Source organism: Anaerovorax sp. IOR16, from assembly GCF_017168145.1.
Classification (GTDB): domain Bacteria; phylum Bacillota; class Clostridia; order Peptostreptococcales; family Anaerovoracaceae; genus IOR16.
On the sequence record NZ_JADQTL010000009.1, the window covers coordinates 934,633 to 960,592 of the forward strand.

Below are 25,960 nucleotides of genomic sequence, written 5' to 3' on the forward strand. Positions count from 1 at the left end.
TCGGTATACTCATTTTATCTACGCAAACAGATTATAAAAAAAAGGCTTTTCATATCAGTGCCAAACGACAACAATACCAAAAGCCCTTCTGTATCTCTTTAGACGGTTCTTTTCATTATTCTGTTTTTAAGTACTTCTTTAGTATATCACAAGTAAATCAACAAAGCAAATTAGGAGCTGAACGTACCATTTGCTTACTCTTAGTTATCAAGTAGTTGGATGATCTTTTCGACTTCTCCTGCTGTTGCCGTGCCATGAGGGGCGAGAAGCCCATCATTAGTGGCAGAAATCAATCCTTTCTGGTGTGCCCAAGCCATAGCCTGGCGAGCAAAGGCAGAAATATCACCGGCATCACTAAACTGTGTCAGACCAGGATAGTCCATCAGCATCGGACTACCAGCATAACGCCACAATATGGTAACCAACTGCTCACGGCTTACCACATCATTCGGGCAAAAACTGCCATTGCCATATCCGCTAACCAAGCCTTTACTACTTGCCCAGCGGATTGCCTCCGCATAAGAATCATTGCCGTTTACATCAGTGTAACTCATAGCATAGTTTACAACCGGGTTGCCTTCCATGTTGTGCAGAAGTGAAACCAAACCAGCTCGGGTAAGAGCTTCGGCATCTGCCTCTTCCAGTAGCATAATATGGTTTGCATAGGTCTGTCCGGGATAAACCGTCGCATAGCTTTCATACCATGCCATAATATAAGTGTTGGGCTGAATATCGTTCAGGGTTGTGGAAGCATCTTCGAGATAAGAAGAAATTTTCGTTTCCTCGTCAGCCAAGATGAATAAACCGCCATTGTCTGTGGTTATCTTCAGCTTTCCATCCTCTTCTCTAATGGCTTCGACTTCATGATATTGAGCGCAACCCACATCCTGGGGGATATTGCGCACAATGGCAAAAGCGGAGGACTGTGGAGGAAGAGAGGCTGTTTCCACAGGACTGTGGAACACATAAATCCCCTCGCCTTCCTTTAGATCAGACGGATCATCTGCAGAATGGTTTCCGCTGTCAATCCAAACAGTTTCCGCAGAAAGGTTTACTACATATTCGCCGAAACGCTCCGAATCCAGTCGAAGCTGAGAGATTGTCCCGTCCTTATTCGTGACAATCTTCTTGACTTGCCCATAGTATAGAACGCTGTCGCTCAGGGACTGGGATTTCTCTGTTGTGGGTATAGCGGACAGTGTAGGATTTGGGACTTCCGCCGCCACGGCTTGGACACTCATCGTACAGAGCAAAGCGCCGGTCAAAGCTATTGCAACTAAATTCTTCTTCATACATTATTGCTCCTTTTCTATATGCTCATCAGGTAAGAGGCATAATTAACCTCTTTTACATATAGACGGTTACGCAGAGAAAATGTTCCAGTATACTTAATAAAAATTATAAGTAATTACCAAATTGCGCTAAAGTAACACTAAAGAATTTAAAGTATGTACCACCAAAAACAATTCCAGCAATCAGCAAAAGCCTGAAAGCTTGCCAACATGTAATTTTATTAAGATTGAATACTTGTGGCATAGTCATATTCCAAAGCCACCAAAAAATCCATGTTACTAAGAAAAATATGCAAACTTCTAAGAGCAGACAATTAATTATTGCAATGATACCCAACACGATCACATCCTTTCATTCTAATCTTTTTCAGTTTATTAATTAATGAGATGGAAAGTCTTTTCAATGTAAAGCTTTTATCAAACGATCAATCTCAAAATCCTGATTATACAAACCCATACTGATTCGAACAATACCTGTATATGGGCTTCCACCGATTAGCTTCTTTACATATAAATCTGCACCACAAAGTCCATTTTTCACTATGATTCCATAATCTTCATATAGGTACTTTGCTACTTCTTCGTGCGTTTTATCTTTTACATTGAATGCAATAATTGGTATTCTATCTTCTAAATGCTTATTGTCTCCATAAATGATTATATTGGGATTCAAATTTAAGTGATGCATTGCATAAGAAAGCAATTCAGATTCATGTTTTTCTATAACATCCATATTTATTTGTGCCATTGTTTGTATTGCAGTCGCTAAAGCAATTACCCCTAATATATTGTTAGAACCAGCTTCATATCGCTGCGGGCTATCTTTCAATATAATTTCATTGTCTGTAACTAGTTCTGTAATCCCTGCTCCGTAACAAAGAGGGTAACCCATATTTAGAACATGTTTATTTCCTACAAGAGCACCGGTAAAGAATGGCGCATACGTTTTATGCGCACTAAACGCTATATAATCAATGCTCTCCATTGCATCTGCTGGATTCATATTAATTTTACGATGCTGCATCAATTGTGCAGCATCTACTAGAATTTCTGCATTATGTATATGCGCTAATCTCGCAATTTCGTGAATCGGATTAACGTATCCGGTTACATTACTTGCACCAGTAACTGCCACTAACTTTACTCTTCCTCTATACTTTAATAGCTTTTGCTCTAAATCAAGAATAGATAGTCTGCCATCTTGGTCTACATTAACCAAATCAGTTTCACATCTATATTTCCATGGCAAATAATCCGATAAATGCTCCATATAAGTTGTAAGCACCACAGGGTTCATATCTGAATTTTGCTGACAGATTACATTGCTTAGTATGTTAATTGCTTCCGTCGTATTTTTCGTATAAATTACAGTATTGTTTTCGATATCTGCATTGAAAAAGTTCATAAGACTGGTTCGACTGTCTTCATATAACTCTGATAGAAACTTTGCTTTTCTCGATTTATCTGATACATATTTATACCATGGCAAATATTTTTCCAATTCATTCATAACAGATTTAAAGGGAGGTGTTGTACCAGCATTATCAAAATAAATACTATTTAAAGTTCCATTATTCGTTGGAATCAATGATGATGTATCCATGACTAATTTTCTTAATGCATATGCAAGATTATTTTGTTTTTTTTCAATTCTAGTTTTCCTTTCTTACATTTGAATCTTTTAATACAATAATACATATGCATAAATTAAAAATAAGTTCCTTAAAAGTTAGTATAATATTCGTTTTAAATTAATTTTTCCTAAAAAAAGACAACGTATCACGTTGTTTCAGACTGTAGACAAAATACCTTGCTAAATTTATATTCTTATAATTTCTGCAAGGTATTTTCTATTTTTTCTATAAAGCTTTTAAAAAAAGAAAAAATAAAAGGATATCTCTATGCCATTTGATTCCTTCTTTCAGATTTATGAATCCATGTTGCTAGTTTTTTTAGATTCATGGACGCAAAAAGAAGATTCAGTTCCATTTCTATCTTCTGAATCCCTCGATATTGTGTATAACGCATATTATGTTTTTCTTTTGCATCTGCAAAGACTCGCTCAATGGTTTGACTCCGTAGTTTGTAAAGATCTCGATACTTTGGAGTATGACGAATGTCCTCACATTGCTCTATGTAGTTTTCCCATATATGACGTGTGACTACTTTTACATGGTCCTTACTTGCTGTGCATTCTGATAAGGAAGGGCAACTCTTGCAAATTTCTCCTTTACTCTTATATTCCCGATACCCTTCTCTATTTGTTGTAGTATAGTTTAACACTTGGTTTTCTGGGCATACAAAGCAATCATAGTATTCATCATAAGCATATTCGTGTTTTTTAAAATAACCATTTTTTGTCATAGGTCGTTTGTATGGTAGGATAGGAATTCGTTTATCTTTGAGTATTTCTCTAGCAATTGCAGGTGTTTTATATCCGGAATCCATTACAATATTTTTTACACCTTTATATCTTTTTACTTTTTCATAAATCTTTGGGAATGCAACTGAGTCATGTACATTTCCTGGATTTGTATGAAAAGCAAGTATGTAATTGTTTCGATCGCAAGCTACATTTGCAGCATAAGCAAATACTACCTTATGCTTTCCTTTATGAAATACGCCGCAATCCGGATCTACGGTACTTTTCTTGATTACTTTTGTCTTTTCTTTGGCTTCCGTTTTTTTTACAAGCTTGTTTTCCTCGTTCAATGCGATCTTCGTTAATTTCTTTCATTAGTTCTTTTTCATAGTATTTAACGGATTCCAAAACGGTTTCTTTTTCACTGTTATGGTTATTTGCACTTGCTTTAATATGTGTACCGTCAATGAAAATGCTTTCTGAATTAATGAATTCATATTCCATGATTTCAGCAATGACTCTTTGAAAGATTTGTTCGAATAAGTCAGTATTTTGAAACCGACGAGAGTAGTTTTACCAAAGGTAGAAAAGTGAGGAATTTCTTCCTCTAAACTATAACCAAGATACCATCGATAAGCTACATTCGTTTGAATTTCTTTAATGGTCTGTCTCATGGATCGAATACCAAAGGTATATTGAATGAGGGTAATTTTAATTAAGACAACAGGATCGATGCTTTCTTTTCCCACATCAGAATACAAATCTTTTACAAGGTCATAAATGAAAGAGAGATTAATCGCAGTATCTATCTTACGAATAATATGATCTTGTGGAACAAGAGAATTCAAGGTTACCATTTGAAATTGATCACGACCTAATAAATCTTTCTTACCCATCATAAAGCAAATACCTCCATGTATTTATACATATATTTTACCATAAATACAATAAAATGTATTACATTATGTAAAAAAAACTGTAGGCAAAGATAGAGATATCCTTGTCTACAGTCTGAGACAACGTATCACGTTGTCTTGTACTAATCCAATTTTCTCATAAAAAATAACATTTCCTCTTCATTAAACCCCAGTCCTCTATATAGATTATGGGCTTTTTCATTATCCATTTCTGCATGCAGCTGTACTCTTTTATAATCATGGTCTTTAGCATATTCAACGATATAATTCATTATTTTTTTGCCAATCCCATTTTTTCGATAAGAAGGCAATACATATAAATCATCAACCGTTAAGCCTTTTCCCCCAGACCATATACTATAAACAGTCCAAACATTAGCAAATCCGACAACTTCATTATTAACTTTTGCAATAAAAATAGTAATGTATTCGGAATCGAAAGCTTCTCTGAATGTTTTTTCATCTCATCTTCTGATGGCAGTTTCAAACTATCCCAATATGGATGTTCCTCTTTAACCGCTTTCATAAAATCTAAATTTAATTTTACATAGAACTCTTCATCTTCTAATTTACATGGTTGAATTATTAATTGGTCAAACACGAATCTTCCCCCTCTGCATGCATAGTTCTCCACTTGATAATCTCTTTTTCAAGCTCTTCAAATAAAATAAATCTTGATTGCCTAAAAACCTCTTTACCTAAAGCAAACAATAAAACAGTCGGTGCTGTAAAGACAGAAAATTGTCCCGAAAATTCCGGTACATCTTCGATTGCAATTATAGCACTATAGATTGAATGTTTTTTCACAATTTGCTGTATCTTTGGTAAGACAGCATCACAAACAGTACAACGGTTTGATTTGCCGAAAAGTAAAATTATCTCATGATTGTCTATTGCATTTTTAATATCTTTATATTGATTAAAATGTTCCATATATATTACTCTCTATTCTTCGGATGGAAATATGTATTCCTTAGTGACGGAACTTGAATATGTAGAATGTATCATTGCTCCGTAGCATGCTTCAAACTGAAGAATATCCCCCAGCTTGATTTCTACTTTCGCATCCGTAATATCTAAAATCATGTGATCACTGCTTCCTCCTTCAATGGTCACTCCATCAATGCATGGAACTACACTGAAAATATCACCGATATCCCTTTTCCCTAATGCTACCAATGCTCTTTTCCGAATCCCTTTGTCAACATAAGTTTGTTTATGACCAAAGGCATCAACAAAAATTTCACCGATCGGATAAGAAGGCTTTTCTTTTACTTCAATCACTTGCGCTTTCAATATATAATTATCTCTTCGCAACATTGGAAGATCTAGCCCCCATATATCCTGAAGGTCTCTTGCAATAACAATACCTTCACCAACTCTTATATGATTAATCCCTTCCGGAATCGTATTGTCCATAATTAAAGGCAAAGTAGAAGTTGCACCACCTGATACTACATCAAGTTTTCGTCCTATTGAGTTTGAAATTTTATTTGCAATGGATACCAATCGCGATAAATTCGTTACATCCGGTTTAATAGACCCAAAACAGCCTAGATTCGTACCAATACCATATAACTTAATGTTCTTTAGTTCATTTTCAATAAGAACAGCATCTTTTATTAACTCATTTTCGTCAAAATAACCTTCTCTTAAATCACCCAGATCCATCATTAAAATTACTTTATGTTGTTTATGATATTTTTCGGCAATTTCATTTAACTGTTTAATCATTTCTATTTCAGAATTTAAACTGATATCAGCATATTTAACGACATCCTCAAGCTCTGACGGCATAGGAACTCGAATCAATAGTACCGGAGCATCCATACCCAATTCACGCATACGTTTTATCGTATTCATACGAGAATCACCAATTGTTGTACAGCCGGCTCTTAACATTTGCTTTGAAACTTGAAAATAGGAATTTTCATAGGAATCGGTTCCTTTTACAACACCGGTAACTTCAACCCCTTTTTCTCTGCACATTTCAACTGCTTTTTTTGTGTTGTGATAAATGCCTTCCAAGTTAATTTCTAACACTGGATAGTTTTTGTTTGATAGTGTCATAATCCCCCTCCACAATTCGACTAACGAACTAAATTTTATTAAAAAACTATAACAAACATCACTTTATCCTTCTATTTTTACTCTACTGCCTTGTTGAATTTCTTCGTTTGGTGATAGAATCACTGTCTCTCCTTCAGACAATCCTGAAATAATCTCAGTAAAATCTTCTCCCTCTAATCCGATTTTTACTTCACGCAGCTCAGCTTTCCCATCCCTAATAACGTAAACATAATCTTTATAATCCATTTCAAAAAGAGCCATATCGGAAATACGTAATACATCCTTTTTTTGATCCACTACAATTTCTACATCCACATTACTTCCCAATCGAATGGATACATTAGAGCTAACAGCAATTTCAACGGTAACTCGCTTCTGCTTCACTCCCAAATCTGATAACTTTTCTTGTGCTTTCAGATGAACTTTTTTTATTGCAGCCTTATCATCGGAAAATTTCGCATCCTCATTAAAAACTCGAACCGAATCTCCTGCTTTCACAAACTCAGCATCCTCAGCAATTAAATCTACCTTTACATACGTATCATTCAAATTAGAAATTTCGAACAGCTGCGATCCGGGAGCAACGGTCTCCCCCTCTTTTACAAAAACCGCAGTAACAATACCTTCAATTGGAGCCGTTATCCCTGATAATTCAGCCCCTTTCATCCGACTTTGTATGGAATAATTTAAAGCATCTATTTGTGCGCTAAGCTTCTTTACTGTAGTATCGGATTGGTTATATTCTTCATAGCTCAATGCACCCTCATCATATAATATTTTATTTTTGATTGCAAGGTCTTCCGCTTGATTGTATTGAGCTTGCAAGCCGGACAATTCAGATTGTAGGCTCTTAATATCAAAATCTGCACTTGTTTCTTTCCTTTTCATTAAGGCATCACCAATCTTTACCGAATCTCCCTCCGATACCAGTAATTCCTGTATCTCTGCCGTATTTTGTGCAGTTACTATGATTGCACTCTCAGATTCCATAGTCCCGGATTCTTTTATTAGTTTTACAACCGAACCAGTTTCAACCATTGCAGTGTCTACTAAAATACCTTTTGAAGAAATGCCAATCACAGCAACGATAAAAACCGCAATCATTCCTCCGGATAGTAAAATCCATTTTTTCTTCTTCTTCTTTGATTGTTTCATTGTGATCTCTTCCTTTCACCAAACAACATCGTTCTAAGTTTTAACTTTCATAATTTTTAAGCTTCTCTATTTTTTAATGCCTGTAAAAAATCCAATTGATTGATTTTTCGATATGTGGCAAGTTGTGCTGCTAAGATAAAACCAACCGTATAAACTCCGGCTAAGATTCCAGCCATTAATGTAGGACTCATATCAAATGTATATAGATCCGTACTAAAAGCGGAAGAACTATATTCTAAAAACATCTTTCCGATTGGAATTCCTATAAGAATACCTAAGATCATTATGATATTGTTTTCTCGAACTATCATAAAGAATATCTCTTTTTTACGAAATCCTAGAACTCTTAATGAAGAAAATTCCATTTGTCGTTCCATAACACTTATAATTGTTGCATTATAAACAATACAAAAACCTAATATTCCGGAAAACAGTACCATGAATCCCATAGACAGGGCCATAAGCTCCATATATTCTTCATAAACAGCTAGGGTATCTGCAACCGACATAACCGTAGCAACATTGGATGCATGAAGCAACTTTTCATTTATTTTTTCGTCCTTTGAGTTAACATAAACACCAGTTATAATATTTTTTTCTAGTAGTTGTTCACCCATAGCTCCAATTTCCATATATGCATTCATCCCCAAGGCCTGTTTTATAATACCCTTAACTCTTAGGTAAACATCCTCCCTTCCATGCAAAAAACTTTTAATCCGAACCGCATCTCCTTTTTCTACCTGTAAGGCTTTCGCTAAATTTTCAGATAACAAGATACCGTTTTGAGGAACCATAATAGGAGTACCATTTTTTTCTTTGAAGGAATAGAAAGAAGTATCTTTATCAATCCCCACAATTATAACCGATTGCTTTTTATTTCCATTTGTAAGCTCAAAAGGATATTCGATTTTTCCTTCCATATAATCCACATCGATTAAATGTGTCATATCTTGCATTGCAGACTCATGAATTGGATAGATAAAACTAATATTATAATCCATTTTTTGAAACTCAACAAAATGCTTATTCATCATTTGATCCATGACACTAGGCATGCTAGTAGTAAACAACATCATTCCATAAGTAAGAATTACACCTACTAATATAAAAATAGTTCTCTTTTTATTACGAAAAATATTTTTAGCTATCATTTTGTTACTAAAAGATAGATTTTTCCAAAGAAGGGAAAATTTCTCAAGTAAAATTCGTTTCCCTATTTTTGGTGCTTCCGCTCTCATTGCATCCGCAGGAGTTATTTTAAGTACTTCTCTTGATCCAATTAAACCCGATACGGTACAAAAAATTGCTGATAAAATCATTGCCAGTGCAATATAAGAATAATAAAATTCAATTTTCAGTAATGGAATATGATAAAATTGAAGGTACATTTTTGTCATACCTCCTGCTAGTGCCATCCCAATCAACGAGCCCAAAAATCCTCCGATTACTCCTACAATCAAAGCATACTTTATGTAATGAAAAAGCACCTGATGGCTCGTATATCCCATAGCCTGCAGTATACCAATTTTCATTCGATCTTTTTTTACCATACGTCCAAGCATCATCATCAGCATGAATCCAGCTACAAGTAAAAATAAAATTGGTAAGGAGCTAGACATCGAGTCCAATTGATTCAACTCTTCATCAATCATACTATTACTAAGTTGATCTTTACGCTTTATAGTTTGTTTGATACCATTTTGATCCAATTCATTCTTTATATCCTCAATCAATGTATCTTCATCCACATCATTTACATAGCTGACTAATACTTGATTATAGCTTCCTGAACTGCCAAAAGCCTGCTGACCAAATTTTTCCGAAACATAGCAGACTCCAAAATCATCCTGATCCGGCATAATGCTCTGGGCATTTTCCATAAGATAGATATACTCTGGATTTTCAACAATGCCTACCACATCCAAAGAATATTGCACGCCCTTTATTTGGACTTTAATTACGTCATTAACCTTGATACCTCTTGCATCTGCAAATTGCTGAATAAGCAATGCTTCTTTACCGAAATCGGAAATCATTCGGCCCTTTATCAAGGTAGACTGACTGAGTTCTTCTCGCTCTCCATTCATCGTTATCATACGGAGATTTACACGTTCATTCAGATTTTCCGTAACCAATGGCACATCCAAAGAAACTCTCCCAGTAACGTTTTGAACGCCTTTTATCTTTTTTAATTTTTCAATCTTTTGATTCGGTACGATGGTAGCTTCAATGAATAAATTCGGAAAATTATTTTCCGCATAATAACTATTTACTGTATTCCGCATGTTTACAGCAGTCATACTCAAAGACGTATAAACACTAATGCCTACGACAATGATGACAAGCGCTGCAATGAATTGACCTTTTGAGTTTTTTATCATGCGAAACAGCATAGTATCCAATTTATTTAACTTTACCATTTAATTTCCTCTACACTCATCGGATTTTCATTGATCTCATTGCTTATAATTTTTCCGCTTCTCATTTTTATCACTCGATCAGCCATAAAAGCAATGTCTGTATTATGTGTAATAACAATAACTGTCTTTTTCATTTCACGATTTACTTTTTTTAATAAGCCTAAAATCGAAATACCTGTATTAAAATCTAAAGCACCGGTTGGTTCATCACAAAGTAAAATCGCAGGATTCTTCGCAACAGCACGAGCTATGGATACTCTCTGTTGCTCACCTCCGCTCATTTGTGCTGGAAAATGATCCTTCCGCTCATTGAGACCGACCGCCGTTAACATTTCTAAAACATCAAGTGGGTCTTCTGAAATCTCAGTTGCCAACTCTACATTTTCTTCTGCGGTTAAATTTGCCATGATGTTATAAAATTGGAATACAAACCCAATTTTGTTTCTTCGGTATTCCGTTAGCTTTTTTTCATCATAGCTTGTAACTTCTTCTGAATACAGGAACACCTTTCCTGATGTTGGTTGATCCATACCTCCGATGATATTAAGAAGCGTACTTTTGCCGGAACCGCTGGGACCTAATACGACAACAAATTCTCCTTCTTCGATGGAAAAAGAAACATCATCCAGTGCATTTACTTGAATTTCACCCATTTCATAACTTTTTGATAAAGTCTCAGCACTTAAAATTTTCATTCTGATTTTTCCTCCTTTTTATAAAAGGCTTTTCTTAATAATTCAATATACTTTTCTGCTTCTTGTTCCAATTGCTTGAAATCAAATTCTTTCTCTGTTTTTATCAGAGCTCCCATTGACTCTTCCCCAAATTTTTCAAACGTCCATCGAATAATTGTCATCGCAGCTTCTAAATTGATATCAGATCGAAACTTTAAAAAGTCAATATTATATTTGTAAATTTTTTGTACCAAATCTCCAGACTGTTCTTCTGATTTTTGCCGCAGTTCCTCGACTGACGTGTTTTCAATCATCATAATCATAAAATCATAAAGATACGGATACTGATAAATCAGCTCCCCTTTTATCATTGATACTTGTTTTACCCGCTCAAAAAAATCCGTTATATTCCAATCAATATTTTCTTGAATCGCATCTATGATTAGTTGAATCGTAAATTCCTCCAGCTTTTCATATAGTTCTTTCTTACTGTTAAAATAATGAAAAAGTAATCCCTTTGATATTTTTGCATTCTTTACGATATTATTTGTTGAAGCTTTGTCAAATTGATTTCTACTAAATTCTTCAAGCGCACTATTAATAATACGATCTCTTTTTTCCGGATCTATATTTTTAAAAACATTATCCATTTATCTATCTCCAATTATATCTACTAAGAAATCGACCATAGTGGTCAATTCCATTTTATTCATCTTATCACACGCTGACCACAGTGGTCAAACAAAAAAATATAAAATTTATGACTAAATCTTTTATTTTTTGTATTGACATATAAAAACCTTTGTATTATTGTATTAGTGTCATAGTACAATAATACAATAGAAAAGGGGGTTTATATAAAATGCCAAACCAATTTCAATCCAATATCCCGATCTATTTGCAATTGGTTCACAAATTCAAGCACAGAATCGTCTCAGGGGAATTAAAAGCCGGTTCTAAGCTTGAATCTGTACGTGATCTCGCTATTCGTTTTGAAGTTAATCCAAATACCATGCAGCGAGCACTTACAGAACTAGAACGGGATGGCCTTGTATATGCAGAACGTACAAGCGGGCGTTTCATTACAAAAGATACGAAACGAATCCATAAAATGAGAGATACCCTTGCCGAAGAAATCATTGAACAATTTATATTGCAAATGAAAAGCTTAGGATTTTCAAATCAGGAAGCTATGGAGTTGTTTCAAAATAAAATAGAGAAAGGAATGATAAAATGAGTCAAATAAATAGCATGGAATCGAATCAAACAAACGAATTGATTAAAATAGAAAATTTATCAAAAAGATATCAAAAGAAACAAGTTTTATCGAATATTAACCTTACGTTAGAGCCAGGGCATATTGTCGGTTTACTAGGCCCTAACGGAAGCGGAAAAACAACCTTAATAAAAATATTAACAGGAATTATTAAGGAATATAACGGATCTGTAACCATTCATGGAAATGTGATAGGTCCAGCTACAAAAGCATTGGTATCTTATTTGCCGGATAATTCTTACTTTTCTAAATGGATGAACCCTTTGGATGTGATCTCTATCTTTAAAGATTTCTATTCCGATTTTGATGAAAATAAATGTCTCGAAATGCTTCGACGTTTAGGACTTAATCCAAAACAAAAGATTACTCAAATGTCAAAAGGAATGATAGAACGGTTTCAATTATGCCTAGTGATGTTCAGAAATGCTAAGCTTTATATATTAGACGAACCTTTAGGCGGCATTGATCCAGCTTCCAGAGATTTCATCTTGGATACTATTTTAACAAATTATAATGAAGATGCGACTATCTTCATGTCAACACATCTAATCTCTGATGTTGAACGAATTTTCGATACCGTAATTTTCCTAAAGGATGGAGAAATTGTTTTGCAGGATGATATAGATAACATTCGCTCTTCAGAAGGAAAATCCATAGATCAACTATTTCGGGAGGTATTCAAATGTTAACTAAATTAATAAAATATGACATCAAATCCACTTATAGATCTTTTTTAGGAATTTATTTAGCAATTCTTCTTGGAATAACCATTATCCCAATTATTTTTAATACAATAGGAAATGAATTTATAAAGATGATTACGGGATTTGTCGCATTCGGTATTTCAGTTGCTGTTGTTGTAGTTGTCATAACTAATTTATTTCAACTCTTCAATACAAATTTGTATTCCAAACAAGGATATCTCACTCTAACACTGCCAGTAACTTCACGTGACATCGTAATATCAAAGCTGATCGTCAGTACTATGTGGATACTCTTAACTTCTTTGGTTGCTATTTTTTCACTTTTACTCTTTGCAGTCATCGTTGAAAAGGGATCTATTACAGATATACTGCAACTATCGGAAGCGCTAAAGCAGCTGGATGTATATCATATTTCAACACTTCTATTATTCGTTCTTGCAATGATTTTTACCTGCATTAAGGAAATGGCAAAGCTATTTTTATCCTGCAGCATTGCTCATTTAAAACAATTTAACCGTTTCCGAGTTCCGGCAGGAATTCTCTCTTATTTCGCTTTTTCTTGGATGGAAACTTTATTTGTACAAATAGGATTCTTTACTTTAAGCTTTATTACAAAAGGTAGTCAATTCATTTATCAAATAGAAGAAATAGTAGATACAAACAATATTGATGCTGCCTTCGGATTATTTAACGGCTTAATAGCGAGCGGAATCCTTTATAGTATAATTCTTACAACATTATTTAGCATCAGTAACATTTGGCTTTTAAATCACAAACTGGATTTGGAGTAAATGAAATGAAATGTCTAGCTAAATGAAATTAATAATATTTATTTATTAAAAATAGGCGATCAAATATTTTGATCGCCTCAGACTGTAGACAAAATACCTTGCTAAATTTATATTCTTATAATTTCTGCAAGGTATTTTCTATTTTTTCTATAAAGCTTTTAAAAAAAGAAAAAATAAAAGGATATCTCTATGCCATTTGATTCCTTCTTTCAGATTTATGAATCCATGTTGCTAGTTTTTTTAGATTCATGGACGCAAAAAGAAGATTCAGTTCCATTTCTATCTTCTGAATCCCTCGATATTGTGTATAACGCATATTATGTTTTTCTTTTGCATCTGCAAAGACTCGCTCAATGGTTTGACTCCGTAGTTTGTAAAGATCTCGATACTTTGGAGTATGACGAATGTCCTCACATTGCTCTATGTAGTTTTCCCATATATGACGTGTGACTACTTTTACATGGTCCTTACTTGCTGTGCATTCTGATAAGGAAGGGCAACTCTTGCAAATTTCTCCTTTACTCTTATATTCCCGATACCCTTCTCTATTTGTTGTAGTATAGTTTAACACTTGGTTTTCTGGGCATACAAAGCAATCATAGTATTCATCATAAGCATATTCGTGTTTTTTAAAATAACCATTTTTTGTCATAGGTCGTTTGTATGGTAGGATAGGAATTCGTTTATCTTTGAGTATTTCTCTAGCAATTGCAGGTGTTTTATATCCGGAATCCATTACAATATTTTTTACACCTTTATATCTTTTTACTTTTTCATAAATCTTTGGGAATGCAACTGAGTCATGTACATTTCCTGGATTTGTATGAAAAGCAAGTATGTAATTGTTTCGATCGCAAGCTACATTTGCAGCATAAGCAAATACTACCTTATGCTTTCCTTTATGAAATACACCGCAATCCGGATCTACGGTACTTTTCTTGATTACTTTTGTCTTTTCTTTGGCTTCCGTTTTTTTTTACAAGCTTGTTTTCCTCGTTCAATGCGATCTTCGTTAATTTCTTTCATTAGTTCTTTTTCATAGTATTTAACGGATTCCAAAACGGTTTCTTTTTCACTGTTATGGTTATTTGCACTTGCTTTAATATGTGTACCGTCAATGAAAATGCTTTCTGAATTAATGAATTCATATTCCATAATTTCAGCAATGACTCTTTGAAAGATTTGTTCGAATAAGTCAGTATTTTGAAACCGACGAGAGTAGTTTTTACCAAAGGTAGAAAAGTGAGGAATTTCTTCCTCTAAACTATAACCAAGATACCATCGATAAGCTACATTCGTTTGAATTTCTTTAATGGTCTGCCTCATGGATCGAATACCAAAGGTATATTGAATGAGGGTAATTTTAATTAAGACGACAGGGTCGATGCTTTCTTTTCCCACATCAGAATACAAATCTTTTACAAGGTCATAAATGAAAGAGAGATTAATCGCAGTATCTATCTTACGAATAATATGATCTTGTGGAACAAGAGAATTCAAGGTTACCATTTGAAATTGATCACGACCTAATAAATCTTTCTTACCCATCATAAAGCAAATACCTCCATGTATTTATACATATATTTTACCATAAATACAATAAAATGTATTACATTATGTAAAAAAAACTGTAGGCAAAGATAGAGATATCCTTGTCTACAGTCTGAGGCGATCAAATATTTTGATCGCCTATTTTTAATCACTTGGTTTTATTCCATATTTTTTATTCATCCTTACTGCACATTAAGAGCAATCCTTCAAAAAATTTATTAACGGAAATTTTACCCCCAGTGCTGGCATTTCTGCTTAATGCATCCATTTCAGCCCTTACACTTGCAAAATCAAATAAGACTCCCGCATGCGTCTGAAAAAATTCATTGCTGTAATCCTCGATTCCCAAACTAGCGATATTTGTAAGACCACCCTTTATGGCTCTTCGAATTCTCTGCTTGACCATTTGCGGACTGTCTCCAATCAAACTTTGAATCTCATTATCTTCACATTCCGAAACACTTTTATTATTCGCCAAAAGATAGATGCAAATAGTTAAAATATCATTGGTTCCCTTTTCTCCCAGCATACCAAGCATTCCTAAAATATGTTTAATTTTTAATATATCCTGTTCTTCTTTTTGTATTGTTTGCGTTTCATTTTTAAATAAGCGTTTAATATGATTTAAGGTCTGCTCCATTTCAATCCGTTCCGCTACCTTTAAAACAACATTCCTTACTTCAATTTTATTAATTGGCTTTCCGATAAAAAATTCAATCCCGGCCTCATACGCTTCGGCTCGCAAATCATGATCAAGTACTTGAGATATCATAATGAAACAAAGATTTGGCATTAATGGTTTTAATCTTTTTACTAATGTGGTGCCATCCATTACCGGCATCAACAAATCTGCTAGTACAATGTCTGGCTTGGACAACAAAATTTCATGAAAAGCAGTCTCTCCCTCGTAAGAGCTCCCCACAACTTCCGCTTCTCCATTTTCCTCAATAATACTGGTGAGAATACGTACAATATTTTTGTCATCATCCACTATATAGTATTTCATTCGTTCCTCCCGTCAAGCTCTTCTGCATCAATGGTAATGGTAAACTTTGTACCTTTTCCCAACACTGAGTCTACTGCTATTTTGCCCGAAAATACGCCTTCTACTATGTCTTTTACATGATATAGTCCAATTCCTCGACAGATGTCTCCTGTCTCCAAATTAAATTTTGTTGAAAAGCCCATATTGAAAATGTATTCTAGGTTTTCCTGGGAAATACCGCTCCCATTATCCTCTACCGAAATAGAACAACTCCCATCTTCTTTTTTAACTGTGATTCGAATATAACCACGAGACTGTCCTTCCATGGACTCAATGCTGTTAAAAATGAGATTTCGCAAAACAGAAACCAGATAATAATGTTTATGAACATTAAAATGGCTTTCAATCTTAAAATCAAAAGAAATATTTAAGCGATTTCGACGAATGTATTCCTTCACATCCGGAATAATAATGGCTGCAATATCTGCAATGCTCATTTTAGTATCATCATAACTTCCATCAAACATCTCTTCCAAGCCACGAATGACACTCAGATAATCTTTCTTTATTTCGTGAACATCCTTAGCAACCTCAAGCGAATTATTTCGTAAACTTTCATTATATTGACTTCCCGATAATTCCTTATATAAATTATATGCCTTTTTCATTACAGTTTCGATGTCAGCGTTATTTTTATTCATAAAATAGATTTCACTTTTGATTTTAGAGGTGATTAGAACCAGCCTTCGATACCGTTCTTCATGTTCATTTGCGGATAACAATGATTTATAATAACTATAGAAAAGTACAATACATACAGCAATGGTTGCCCTAGAAAAACCGATGATAGCTAACGTCTGGAAGATTTCATAATGATAATTTTGAAAATGCATCAATACACTGATTTCCACGACATTAGATAGAAAATCAGAAATCATAGTAGCAACGAAAAAACTGGTTAAACTGGCATGATACCTCTGCCAAAAAAGAAGATAAAACAAAGAACCATAAGTAACGTAAAATAAAACATCAGAAAGTACAGTTGCTGCAACATCCGAAATGGCAACATCACTGATATACATGATCAAACCGCGATAAACCGGAGATACAATTCCGGTTATAAACGTAATTTCAATGGGATTGAATTCCCGATTAAAATACAAAAATACCGGCAATAACAAAGCCGCTAATGTAATGGTAAACCCCGGCGTATATAAATTGATGCTAACCTGCGATGCAAGTGCAATGCAAGTTGCTACAAGAAAAGTTGTTTTTGCTTTTTTCATAGAATCGGTATTTATTGGTTTTCACCAAATTCCCTACAAATGACAGTAATGGCTGCTTTTGCGTTTATCAGAAATGCCATTAAAGGCTGTTCCTTTGCAGTTTCTCCTTTCCAATAGCGTTCTTGACAAGCTTGAACCATTTCCTCTTGCGTCATTCCTTGCCGATATAATTCTAGTATAAAATCTCGCATATCCATTGCAGCGTTTAAGGCTAACTCAAAATATTGTTGTGGTGTAATATTGCGAACCATGCCATAATGCGGCGATGAAATCAATTGAGGATTAAAATCTCTACAACGTTCTATCGATGTAATTGTATCTTGAAATCCAGTCAAAATAGGGACAACCATATGACGATTTCCTACATAACATCCGACACTTTCGCAAGGAATCATGAAACGCTCCTCCTCCAAATAATAGGAAAGGGAACAATTTGTATGTCCCGGTGTTTCAAGCACGAAAAGATGACGGTCGCCAAGGGAAATAATATCTCCATCCTTAACAACTTGATCAATACGAAGGTCCTCATCACGATAAGTTAAAGGCTGATAGGATTCATTTAGATATTTTTTAGCAGCACTTTCCGAAAGATTTCTTATCGCTTTTAATGCCCCTTCTCTTTTTAGAACAGCTTGTCCATGTGTATTTCCTACACAAATTAAGTTTGGCCATTCTTGTCTTAAATATGCCAATCCACCAATATGATCATAATGGGTATGAGAAGAAAGCATATAGTCCAATGGTCGTCCTTCCAATACCTTCTTTACTTTTTCAACCATAAGCGGTGCACAATACGCCATTCCGCAATCAATCACCGCTGTTTTTTCACTGCCAATTAAAACCAAAGCATCGCCGCCCGGCCCGCCGGCAACACGTGTTATACCTTTTATCATTTTTCTATCCTTTTATTTTTTACTTTTTTGTGATTCATAAAACAAATTTTGTTTCTTTTACTGTCTCTTATCTATTTTACTATTTTATCATTTTCTGTATTTATACTGCCTTCTGCATTTATACTGCGTTTTCCGGTCTGCACTCTTACAAAATTAACAACCATAAACACAAGGAAGATCAAGCCGCAATATCCACCAATTGGATACAAAAACGCTACCAAATTTGAAAATCCAAACAAACTCATACCAAATCCAATCACTGCTAAGGTCCATATATAAATCTTTCTGTTTTTCGTTTCCGGTAGTTTTGTAGTAATACCATAAAAAGTACTGGTTGCTGTACTAAATACTGCAATCAAAAGCACCAGAGCATAAATCGCACGTACCCAAGGTGCCAGCTGCTCACAAAGTACTAACATAGGTAATGCACTTTCCGAAGCTCTTATCGGATCCGTTAATGTCGTTAAATATAAAATCAAAGAACAGGTACCCAAAAAAACTCCGCCAAGAATCGCTCCTTTTTGCGCGGTATTCTTGCTTTTTGCGTGAATCGAACAACTTCCCAGCATAGGTATGGCACCCGTTAAATTATAAGATACAAATGCGATTGCCGCCACAAGCCAATTTGAAGCCAAAGGACTTGCTGCAATCTTTACCTCTTTATGGAAGTTAAAATCGTTTCTTATTATAATAAGTAAACATAAAATTAAAGTACCCAAAACTAGTATCGGAGTTACCTTTTGCAATCTCTTTGATACCATTTCAAAACCATTTACTGCTGTAAATACGGCTAAAAACATCAGTACTAAACTTCCAAGAAAGCGATGAATTCCAAACTGTTCATAAAACAAAGCCCCTCCAGCTGCCAGCATGGAAAAATACGCCATAAAAAGAAAGATCGACATTATGATTCCTACCATAGTTTCAGATGCTTTGTTATCCATAGGAAAAATCAGCTTACTCATATCGTTTGTCTGAAGAACTCTCGCAATCGTTACCGTCATATAGCCAAATCCTATAAAAATCAAGGTAGTTAAAAAGATTCCAAAAATGCCATGCTGTCCAAATACACCAAAAAACTGCCACATTTCCTTTCCGGATGCAAATCCTGCACCCATCAAAGCTCCAATATATAGAAAGCCAATATGTAATGCAGATAACTCTACTTTCTTTTCTTCATCCATTATAAATTCGCCTCCGACTTGTTAATTTGCTCTTCCTCGCTAATGGTATCATTAAGTATATTATTATTTGAAGTGCCTTCAATTTGTGGTTCCCTGCTAATCTTTATACTTCCGATTGTAAAAATAACCAATCCAATCCAAATAAAGACAAAGGCAATAAATTGAATATAATCAAATGGCTCTTTATAGATAAATATACCTAAAATCAATCCCATAGACGGTGAAAAATATTCTGTAACACCTAGTGTAATAAAATCGATACGATTTGCAGCCATAGCAAAGAGCATTAAAGGAACTGCAGTAAATGCGCCTGCAAAGCTTAATAGAACAATTTGACCATAGGTTGCTGTAGAAAAGGCCCCCTGCCCTGACCATTCCATATAAATAATAATAGGTAATATAATAGGAACCAAAAACATAGTTTCATAAAGAAGCGCCAAAAGTGAGTTAACTTGAACTTTCTTCTTAATCGCGGCATAAGTAGCAAATGTTAATGCCAATCCGATCGCAATGAATGGAATTTGTCGATAGGATACCAACATAAACACAACACCTGCAATCGCTAGTACAAACGCGGCAATCTTGTATTTATCAAGCTTTTCATGAAAGAAGATGACTCCAAAAACACAAACCATAAGAGGCTCTATGTAATAGCCAATGCTTGTTTGAATAATATATCCACTGTTAACCGCCCAAATGTAAATACCCCAATTCGAAGAAATCAAAGTTCCGGCTAGAAAAAAGGTTAGTTTTGCACCCTTCTTCCTTAATGGTTCCATGATAGCATCCCAACCAAACAAAAATAAGTCAATGAAGAGTACCAATACAAAACAAAGAACCAATCGATAAAACATAATCAAAAGAGGATCAACCGCTTGCAGTGATTTCCAGTAAATTGGTAAAATCCCCCATAACAAAGAACATCCCAGTGCACATGCCAAGCCTTTTTTATACTCTGTCTTATTATGCATTTCCTGATTCATTATCTACACCCTATAAAAGCCTTTCCGTTTTTAAAATTGAGATAAATTTACAAAATTTCTGAAGAATCATTTTAAAAAAACATTTTTTTTCCATACTTTTTTATTCTATCTCGAAAAACAGAAAAGAGCAAGCGATAAACAGAAAAACTGAGCAACAGTGACATGCCCCTTGTCAAAATGACAAGGGGCAGTCTTATTGTAATAATATCTTTTTCGTTATTATTTTTTAGCCGAAGAGACCGCCGAAAAATCCGTCTTTGCATCCTCCGTCCTGATTATTCCAAAAGAAGAAAACAATGATTAAAATGATAATCCAAATTCCTCCGTTGTTATTATCACAGCAATCTCCATGACCACCGCCGCCAAAGAAACTACCTGTTCCACCACAAAGTAAGAATATTAAAATAAGAATAGGCAGCCAACTCCCAAAATCATTATCATCGTGACAAGGATCCTTGCAATCAAACTTTGGTTCACAGCAGCAATCATGCTGCGGCTCACAGCAACAATCTTTATGCGGTTCATTGTATACGTCCTTATGAACGTCACAATTATCCTCACGAAAACCTCTTCGATCTCTTTCCATGCTCGGCTTTATGTATTCGTCATTCACCGTAAAAGCACCTCCCTACTTTCTATCATAAAAGTTTCTGACCTTTTATCATATGTGGTAAGGAAGCAAAGGGTGCTATTATTTCTCTCTCAATTTCTTAAGTAAATTTTGCATATCTTTTGGAATTGGTGCTTCGATATTCATAAACTCGCCGCTAACAGGATGTCGAAATGACAGATATGCTGCATGCAGAGCCTGCCTTTCAATCAATTCTGGTTCTTCTTTACCATAAAGCGCATCACTTACGAGAGGATGCCCAATGTGTGACATATGCACACGAATTTGATGAGTCCGGCCTGTTTCCAAGTGTAGCTCTAAAAAAGAATACTCCAGAAACCTTTCTAAAACACGATATCGTGTAATAGATGGATAACCGTTTTCCATAACTCCACGAATTACATGATCTTCTGAAACACGATTAATTGGTAAATCAATAATACCTTCTTCTTCATCAAACGAACCATGCACGATAGCAACGTATTTTTTCGTTACTATATTTTTTGCCATTTGCTTAGATAAATCATCCTGACAATGAGAATTTTTTGCTACAATAAGAAGCCCAGAAGTATCCATATCCAAACGGTTAATAAAACGAATCTTATATTTTTCTCCCCGAGAAACCATATATTTCATAATGCCATTGGCAATCGTATGGTTTGGATGTCCTTTTGTTGGGTGTACAACATATCCAGGCTGCTTATTAACAACCAATAAATCTTCATCTTCATATGCAGCACAAATTGAAATATCTTCTGGTTCAAAATCACTGCTTTCTTCCGGTAAATTGACGGAAATCAAGTCCCCTGTAACCCCTTTATGGTACAACTTAACCGGCTCTCCATTTAAGCACACACCGCCAACTACTTTAAATTTCCTCATAAGACGGGAAGAAAACCCATAATGACGACGAAGAAGCTCCTTAATTTGGAGCCCTTCATCACTTTCCTTTATTACATACTCAAATTTATTCTTCATCTTTTCTCCGTATTATAAAAATTTACTTTTAACCTTTGTCCAGAAATCATAGTTTTCAAATCGCAAGAGTTTTACAATATTTTGAGCAAAACCTACCTTTACTTGATCAATATTTCCATAGCGGTATTCCATGCCGTCTGCAACAATTACAATACCTCGTTCCTCTTTTGTCTCCGGAAAAATCGTTACAAAAAGATCCGCAGGGAGAATTACACTAGAAGTAAAGGAACGATAAGCGGTTGTATTCATCGGACCAATTGGAGTGACTTGTAAGAGCTTTAATCTTGGATCGACGATACTTCCACCCAAAGCATAATTATAAGCAGTACTTCCAGCTGGTGTTGCAATGAGTAGTCCATCTCCACTAAATCGTTCAATAAAGCTATCGCCGATGGAAAGGTTTAGATGTACGGATTGTGAACGATCTCCCTTTATAATAACTTCATTCAAAGCGAGATGAGTATACGTATTTTCACACACCTCGATTTCTGCCTTTACCGTTTTTAAGCTTTGCACTTCATATGATTTTTGCTTATATTTAAAAATAAATTCGTCTAACTGATCTGGGTGCAATTCTTGAAAAAAGCCCAAATGACCTGTATTTACACCAATGAACGGAATGTCAGGGAATTGATACTTATGCAGAGTTTTTAAAAAAGAACCATCTCCCCCTACACAAACAATCAATTCAGCCTCAGGATCAAATTGGCAAGGTACAATAAATCCGCTTTTTTCCAGTTTTTGTTTCAGAATCCGTTTGGTTTCCTTTGATAATTCGTAATTGTTAGCAAAAATATTAATAATTCTGTTCTTTTCCATACGGATTCCTCCAAAGTATAAATTAATATTTTGTTTAATGCTTTATTTTACTTAGATTAAACTTTTTAAACTCTGTTTATTATATTAAGGCTTCCAATTGATCAATTAACGAAGCAAATGTTTCCATTGCCTTTTCAATCGGAGCTGTCTCACTCATATCAACACCTGCAAGCTTTAACAAATTAATTGGATAATCACTTTCCCCTGACTTTAAGAAAGTAATATAATCTTCTTGAGCTTTTTCCCCTCCTGTTAAAATTAGTTCTGACAAAGCTGCCGCAGCAGAATATCCGGTTGCATACTTATAGACATAAAATGCATTGTAGAAATGAGGAATGCGTGCCCATTCCATTTTAATTTCGGGATCGTATACTACATTTTCTCCAAAATATTTTTGATTGAGTTTACCATATTCTTCAGATAACCATTCTGCTGTCAATACTTCTCCTTGCTCTACCGCTTCATGTGTCATCTTCTCGAATTCAGCAAACATTGTTTGACGGAACAAAGTTGTACGGAATTCCTCAATATAAAGATTTAAAATATACTTCTTTACCTCATCATTTTGTGCATTTTTTAATAAATGCTTCATCAAAAGTGATTCATTAACGGTTGAAGCTACTTCTGCTGTAAAAATAGAGTGTCCTCCGTAAACAAACGGTTGGAATTCTCTTGTGTAATTCGAATGCATAGAGTGTCCCATTTCATGAATTACTGTAAACACATCCTTAAGTCTGCCATTATAATTTAAAAGAATGTAAGGCATACTGTCATAGGTTCCAAAGGAGTAAGCCCCACTTGTCTTACCTTCGTTTTCATAAACATCCACCCAGCCGGAAGCAAAGCCGTTGTTCATTCTCTCTAAATAATCTTCGCCCATTGGGATCAACGCTTCTCGAATCATTTCCAATGCCTTTTCATATGGAATCTCTTCTTTTGGCATTTCTACAAGCGGTGTATACATATCATACATGTGCAATTCGTCTAAATTTAACATCTTCTTGCGAATTTCTACGTATCGATACATGAGCGGCAGATTCTTATTTACAATATCGATCAAATTATCATACACCGAAAGTGGAATGTTGTCACCTGCTAAAGCACATTTTATAGAAGATTCATATTTGCGGATACGAGCAGTTACAATATCCGATTTTGTATTATAATTATAAGTAGTAGCCAACGTATTTTTTTGTTTCTCATATGCTGCATACATATGCTCAAAAGCTTCCTTACGAACTCGTCTATCAGACGACTCCATAAGACCAATGTATCGTCCATGTGTAACTTCTACTTCATCCCCATCCTCATCAAGAATTGTACCAAACTTGATATCCGCATTATTAATCATACTGAAAATATCATTGGTCGCTGAGGTAAGTTCACTGAATTGTGCTAAAATATTTTCCTCTTGCTTGGTGAGAACATGATCTTTTAAACGAAACAGCTCATCCACAACAAACGTGTATTTTTGCAAGCTTTTATTTTCTCTGAGAAATCCTCTGATTTTCTCCTCTGAAACTTCAAGAAGTTCTGGTGTAAAAAAGGATGTATTTGCAGAAATCTTAGCAATCAACGCATGAGACTTGTCACACATTGCTTGATAACGGCTGATTCGGTTGTCTTCATCCCGTTTCATTCTTGCATAGACAAAAATTCGCTCTGCCACAAGCCAGATTTCATCTCTCTTTTCAAAAGCACTGAGAAGCACATCTGCCGACTCTCCCAACTTACCGGAAAAGTCAGTAAAGCTTTCTGCCATTTTTAATACCATTACAGAATCTTCATCCCATTTTGCTTCATCGTCGTACATTGCTTCAATTTTCCATTTATATTCCTGTGCTATTTCACTTCTTTGTCTTGTTTTTTTATTATTTCCCATTTTTAAACCCTTTCCGTACAAGCTTTTTTCAAAGTTTTCCCTTTGTCTTATCTTTATATTATACAACTTTTTCCACTGCTTATACAAGTAAAATACCCCATCGTTTCCTTCATAATTGTAACTATAAAAAATTTTTAAATTTTCATTACGACATTTTTCACTGGACAAATAAAAAAAAATGTTACAAAATAAGTATGTTCATCTATCAGAACCTCATATATACTTGTATAGAAACAGGACAATATTTATAAATAATAAAAGAAAACAACTACGAAAGGAATTTATTATATATGGACAATCGACCCATCGGTTTTTTTGATTCAGGCTTAGGAGGTTTAACCAGCATTGCACCATTACGTCGTGCATTGCCGGAAGAACGTATCATTTATTACGGAGATACCGCAAGAACCCCCTACGGTTCAAAAAGCCCAAATACCATTAAAACCTTTTCCCGTCAAATTTCAGATTTTTTGATCCAACAAAATGTAAAAATGATTGTCATTGCATGTAATACCGTCAGTGCTACTTGTCTAAATGACTTAAGAAAACGCCATCCGGATGTGCCTATTTTAGGCATTATTGATCCAGCAGCAGAAACTGTTGCTAAAACATGCACAAAGGACAATCATATCGGCATTATTGGTACAAAGGTCACAATTAAAAGTCATACTTACGAAGATTCCATCCAAGAGTTGAATCCAGACTTAAACATTCATACTACGCCTTGTCCCGCTTTGGTTCCTTTAATTGAAGAAGGAATTTTACAGCATGAAATTATGGATTTAACCATCCAATATTACATGGATCACTTTATATCCTATCATCAAATTGATACTTTGGTATTAGGTTGTACACACTATCCTTTAATACGAAAAAATATTGAAAAACTTTATTCAAACCTCCGAATCATCAATCCTTCGGAGGAGATTGTCTCTCAAATTAAAAAAGTTCTGAAAGAAAAAGAGCTATTTGCACAAAACTCAGATGCAGAAAACACGTTTTTTGCAAGCGATCTCTCTGAAAATTTTGTAAATATGATTAATCGTATTTTCGAAAATTCGGAATTTAAAGTGGCCTTTAAAAATTTTGATTTAGATACCAGCGAAAAAAAATTGGAGGAAAAATAGT

General features: G+C 34.8%; 26 protein-coding genes and 1 pseudogene. 4 read left to right on the forward strand and 23 right to left on the reverse strand.

The window, feature by feature from the left end; translation table 11 throughout:
• Positions 1–200 precede the first annotated feature (200 nt).
• The 13 genes from I2490_RS08215 to I2490_RS08270 all read right to left on the reverse strand — a co-directional run bounded on the left by I2490_RS08215 (position 201) and on the right by I2490_RS08270 (position 11,540).
• Complete coding sequence (locus I2490_RS08215; protein WP_206457956.1) at positions 201–1,292, reverse strand: S-layer homology domain-containing protein; 1,092 nt, start codon at positions 1,290–1,292, stop codon at positions 201–203.
• A gap of 106 nt (positions 1,293–1,398) precedes the next feature.
• A complete protein-coding gene (locus I2490_RS08220) occupies positions 1,399–1,632 on the reverse strand; it encodes a hypothetical protein (protein WP_330634511.1) in 234 nt (77 codons plus the stop codon).
• A 60-nt stretch (positions 1,633–1,692) separates the two neighbouring features.
• Positions 1,693–2,895, reverse strand: a complete 1,203-nt coding sequence (locus I2490_RS08225) for an aminotransferase class V-fold PLP-dependent enzyme (RefSeq protein ID WP_206459233.1) — start codon at positions 2,893–2,895, stop codon at positions 1,693–1,695.
• A gap of 296 nt (positions 2,896–3,191) precedes the next feature.
• Positions 3,192–4,004 (reverse strand): transposase, encoded by an 813-nt coding sequence (locus tag I2490_RS17160; RefSeq protein ID WP_442859733.1) that lies wholly within the window; start codon positions 4,002–4,004, stop codon positions 3,192–3,194.
• Between the two features lie 24 nt (positions 4,005–4,028).
• A complete protein-coding gene (locus tag I2490_RS17165) occupies positions 4,029–4,553 on the reverse strand; it encodes a transposase (protein ID WP_442859734.1) in 525 nt (174 codons plus the stop codon).
• A gap of 140 nt (positions 4,554–4,693) precedes the next feature.
• Positions 4,694–4,996 (reverse strand): GNAT family N-acetyltransferase, encoded by a 303-nt coding sequence (locus I2490_RS08235; RefSeq protein WP_206459696.1) that lies wholly within the window; start codon positions 4,994–4,996, stop codon positions 4,694–4,696.
• On the reverse strand, positions 4,903–5,172 hold the full coding sequence (locus I2490_RS16635; RefSeq protein ID WP_206459234.1) for a hypothetical protein: 270 nt from the start codon (positions 5,170–5,172) through the stop codon (positions 4,903–4,905). The genes I2490_RS08235 and I2490_RS16635 overlap by 94 nt, the downstream gene beginning before the upstream one ends.
• On the reverse strand, positions 5,157–5,504 hold the full coding sequence (locus tag I2490_RS08245; RefSeq protein WP_206459235.1) for a thioredoxin family protein: 348 nt from the start codon (positions 5,502–5,504) through the stop codon (positions 5,157–5,159). The genes I2490_RS16635 and I2490_RS08245 overlap by 16 nt, the downstream gene beginning before the upstream one ends.
• A 12-nt stretch (positions 5,505–5,516) precedes the next feature.
• Complete coding sequence (locus I2490_RS08250; protein WP_206459236.1) at positions 5,517–6,641, reverse strand: alanine racemase; 1,125 nt, start codon at positions 6,639–6,641, stop codon at positions 5,517–5,519.
• A gap of 63 nt (positions 6,642–6,704) precedes the next feature.
• Positions 6,705–7,796 (reverse strand): efflux RND transporter periplasmic adaptor subunit, encoded by a 1,092-nt coding sequence (locus I2490_RS08255; protein ID WP_206459237.1) that lies wholly within the window; start codon positions 7,794–7,796, stop codon positions 6,705–6,707.
• 56 nt (positions 7,797–7,852) lie between these two features.
• Positions 7,853–10,216, reverse strand: coding sequence for an ABC transporter permease (locus I2490_RS08260; protein ID WP_206459238.1), 2,364 nt, complete (start codon positions 10,214–10,216; stop codon positions 7,853–7,855).
• Positions 10,210–10,911, reverse strand: coding sequence for an ABC transporter ATP-binding protein (locus I2490_RS08265; protein WP_206459239.1), 702 nt, complete (start codon positions 10,909–10,911; stop codon positions 10,210–10,212). The genes I2490_RS08260 and I2490_RS08265 overlap by 7 nt, the downstream gene beginning before the upstream one ends.
• Positions 10,908–11,540 carry a TetR/AcrR family transcriptional regulator gene (locus tag I2490_RS08270; protein ID WP_206459240.1) on the reverse strand — a complete coding sequence of 211 codons (633 nt, stop codon included), beginning with the start codon at positions 11,538–11,540 and terminating at the stop codon, positions 10,908–10,910. Before I2490_RS08270 ends, I2490_RS08265 begins: the two co-directional genes overlap by 4 nt.
• Positions 11,541–11,752: 212 nt before the next feature.
• On the opposite strand from I2490_RS08270, the gene I2490_RS08275 reads away from it, so the two are divergent.
• Genes I2490_RS08275 through I2490_RS08285 form a run of 3 tightly spaced genes read left to right on the forward strand, consistent with a single transcriptional unit; the run spans position 11,753 to position 13,661 of the window.
• On the forward strand, positions 11,753–12,127 hold the full coding sequence (locus I2490_RS08275; RefSeq protein ID WP_206459241.1) for a GntR family transcriptional regulator: 375 nt from the start codon (positions 11,753–11,755) through the stop codon (positions 12,125–12,127).
• The gene (locus tag I2490_RS08280) at positions 12,124–12,855 is read left to right on the forward strand and encodes an ABC transporter ATP-binding protein (RefSeq protein ID WP_245157116.1); all 732 of its coding nucleotides are present in this window, start codon (positions 12,124–12,126) and stop codon (positions 12,853–12,855) included. The genes I2490_RS08275 and I2490_RS08280 overlap by 4 nt, the downstream gene beginning before the upstream one ends.
• Positions 12,849–13,661: a hypothetical protein gene (locus tag I2490_RS08285; RefSeq protein WP_206459242.1), complete on the forward strand. Its 813-nt coding sequence runs from the start codon at positions 12,849–12,851 to the stop codon at positions 13,659–13,661. The genes I2490_RS08280 and I2490_RS08285 overlap by 7 nt, the downstream gene beginning before the upstream one ends.
• Before the next feature lie 187 nt (positions 13,662–13,848).
• On the opposite strand, the pseudogene I2490_RS08290 reads toward I2490_RS08285, so the two are convergent.
• The 10 genes and pseudogenes from I2490_RS08290 to pepF form a co-directional block, all read right to left on the reverse strand.
• A pseudogene (locus tag I2490_RS08290) lies at positions 13,849–15,212 on the reverse strand (IS1182 family transposase).
• Positions 15,213–15,384: 172 nt separating this feature from the next.
• A complete protein-coding gene (locus I2490_RS08295; protein ID WP_206459243.1) occupies positions 15,385–16,218 on the reverse strand; it encodes a DNA-binding domain-containing protein in 834 nt (277 codons plus the stop codon).
• Positions 16,215–17,483 (reverse strand): ATP-binding protein, encoded by a 1,269-nt coding sequence (locus tag I2490_RS08300; RefSeq protein ID WP_206459244.1) that lies wholly within the window; start codon positions 17,481–17,483, stop codon positions 16,215–16,217. Before I2490_RS08300 ends, I2490_RS08295 begins: the two co-directional genes overlap by 4 nt.
• Positions 17,484–17,494: 11 nt before the next feature.
• On the reverse strand, positions 17,495–18,376 hold the full coding sequence (locus I2490_RS08305) for an MBL fold metallo-hydrolase (protein WP_206459245.1): 882 nt from the start codon (positions 18,374–18,376) through the stop codon (positions 17,495–17,497).
• A gap of 71 nt (positions 18,377–18,447) precedes the next feature.
• The gene (locus I2490_RS08310; protein WP_206459246.1) at positions 18,448–19,560 is read right to left on the reverse strand and encodes a YkvI family membrane protein; all 1,113 of its coding nucleotides are present in this window, start codon (positions 19,558–19,560) and stop codon (positions 18,448–18,450) included.
• Positions 19,560–20,543: an EamA family transporter RarD gene (gene rarD, locus I2490_RS08315; RefSeq protein ID WP_206459247.1), complete on the reverse strand. Its 984-nt coding sequence runs from the start codon at positions 20,541–20,543 to the stop codon at positions 19,560–19,562. The genes I2490_RS08310 and rarD overlap by 1 nt, the downstream gene beginning before the upstream one ends.
• Before the next feature lie 226 nt (positions 20,544–20,769).
• Positions 20,770–21,156 (reverse strand): hypothetical protein, encoded by a 387-nt coding sequence (locus tag I2490_RS08320; protein WP_206459729.1) that lies wholly within the window; start codon positions 21,154–21,156, stop codon positions 20,770–20,772.
• Positions 21,157–21,234: 78 nt separating this feature from the next.
• Complete coding sequence (locus I2490_RS08325; protein ID WP_206459248.1) at positions 21,235–22,131, reverse strand: RluA family pseudouridine synthase; 897 nt, start codon at positions 22,129–22,131, stop codon at positions 21,235–21,237.
• A gap of 12 nt (positions 22,132–22,143) precedes the next feature.
• Positions 22,144–22,950, reverse strand: a complete 807-nt coding sequence (locus I2490_RS08330; RefSeq protein WP_206459249.1) for an NAD(+)/NADH kinase — start codon at positions 22,948–22,950, stop codon at positions 22,144–22,146.
• A 79-nt stretch (positions 22,951–23,029) separates the two neighbouring features.
• On the reverse strand, positions 23,030–24,832 hold the full coding sequence (gene pepF / locus I2490_RS08335; protein WP_206459250.1) for an oligoendopeptidase F: 1,803 nt from the start codon (positions 24,830–24,832) through the stop codon (positions 23,030–23,032).
• Positions 24,833–25,122: 290 nt separating this feature from the next.
• Between pepF and murI the strand changes: the two genes are divergently transcribed.
• Positions 25,123–25,959, forward strand: coding sequence for a glutamate racemase (murI, locus tag I2490_RS08340; protein ID WP_206459251.1), 837 nt, complete (start codon positions 25,123–25,125; stop codon positions 25,957–25,959).
• The last annotated feature ends 1 nt before the right edge of the window (position 25,960 follow it).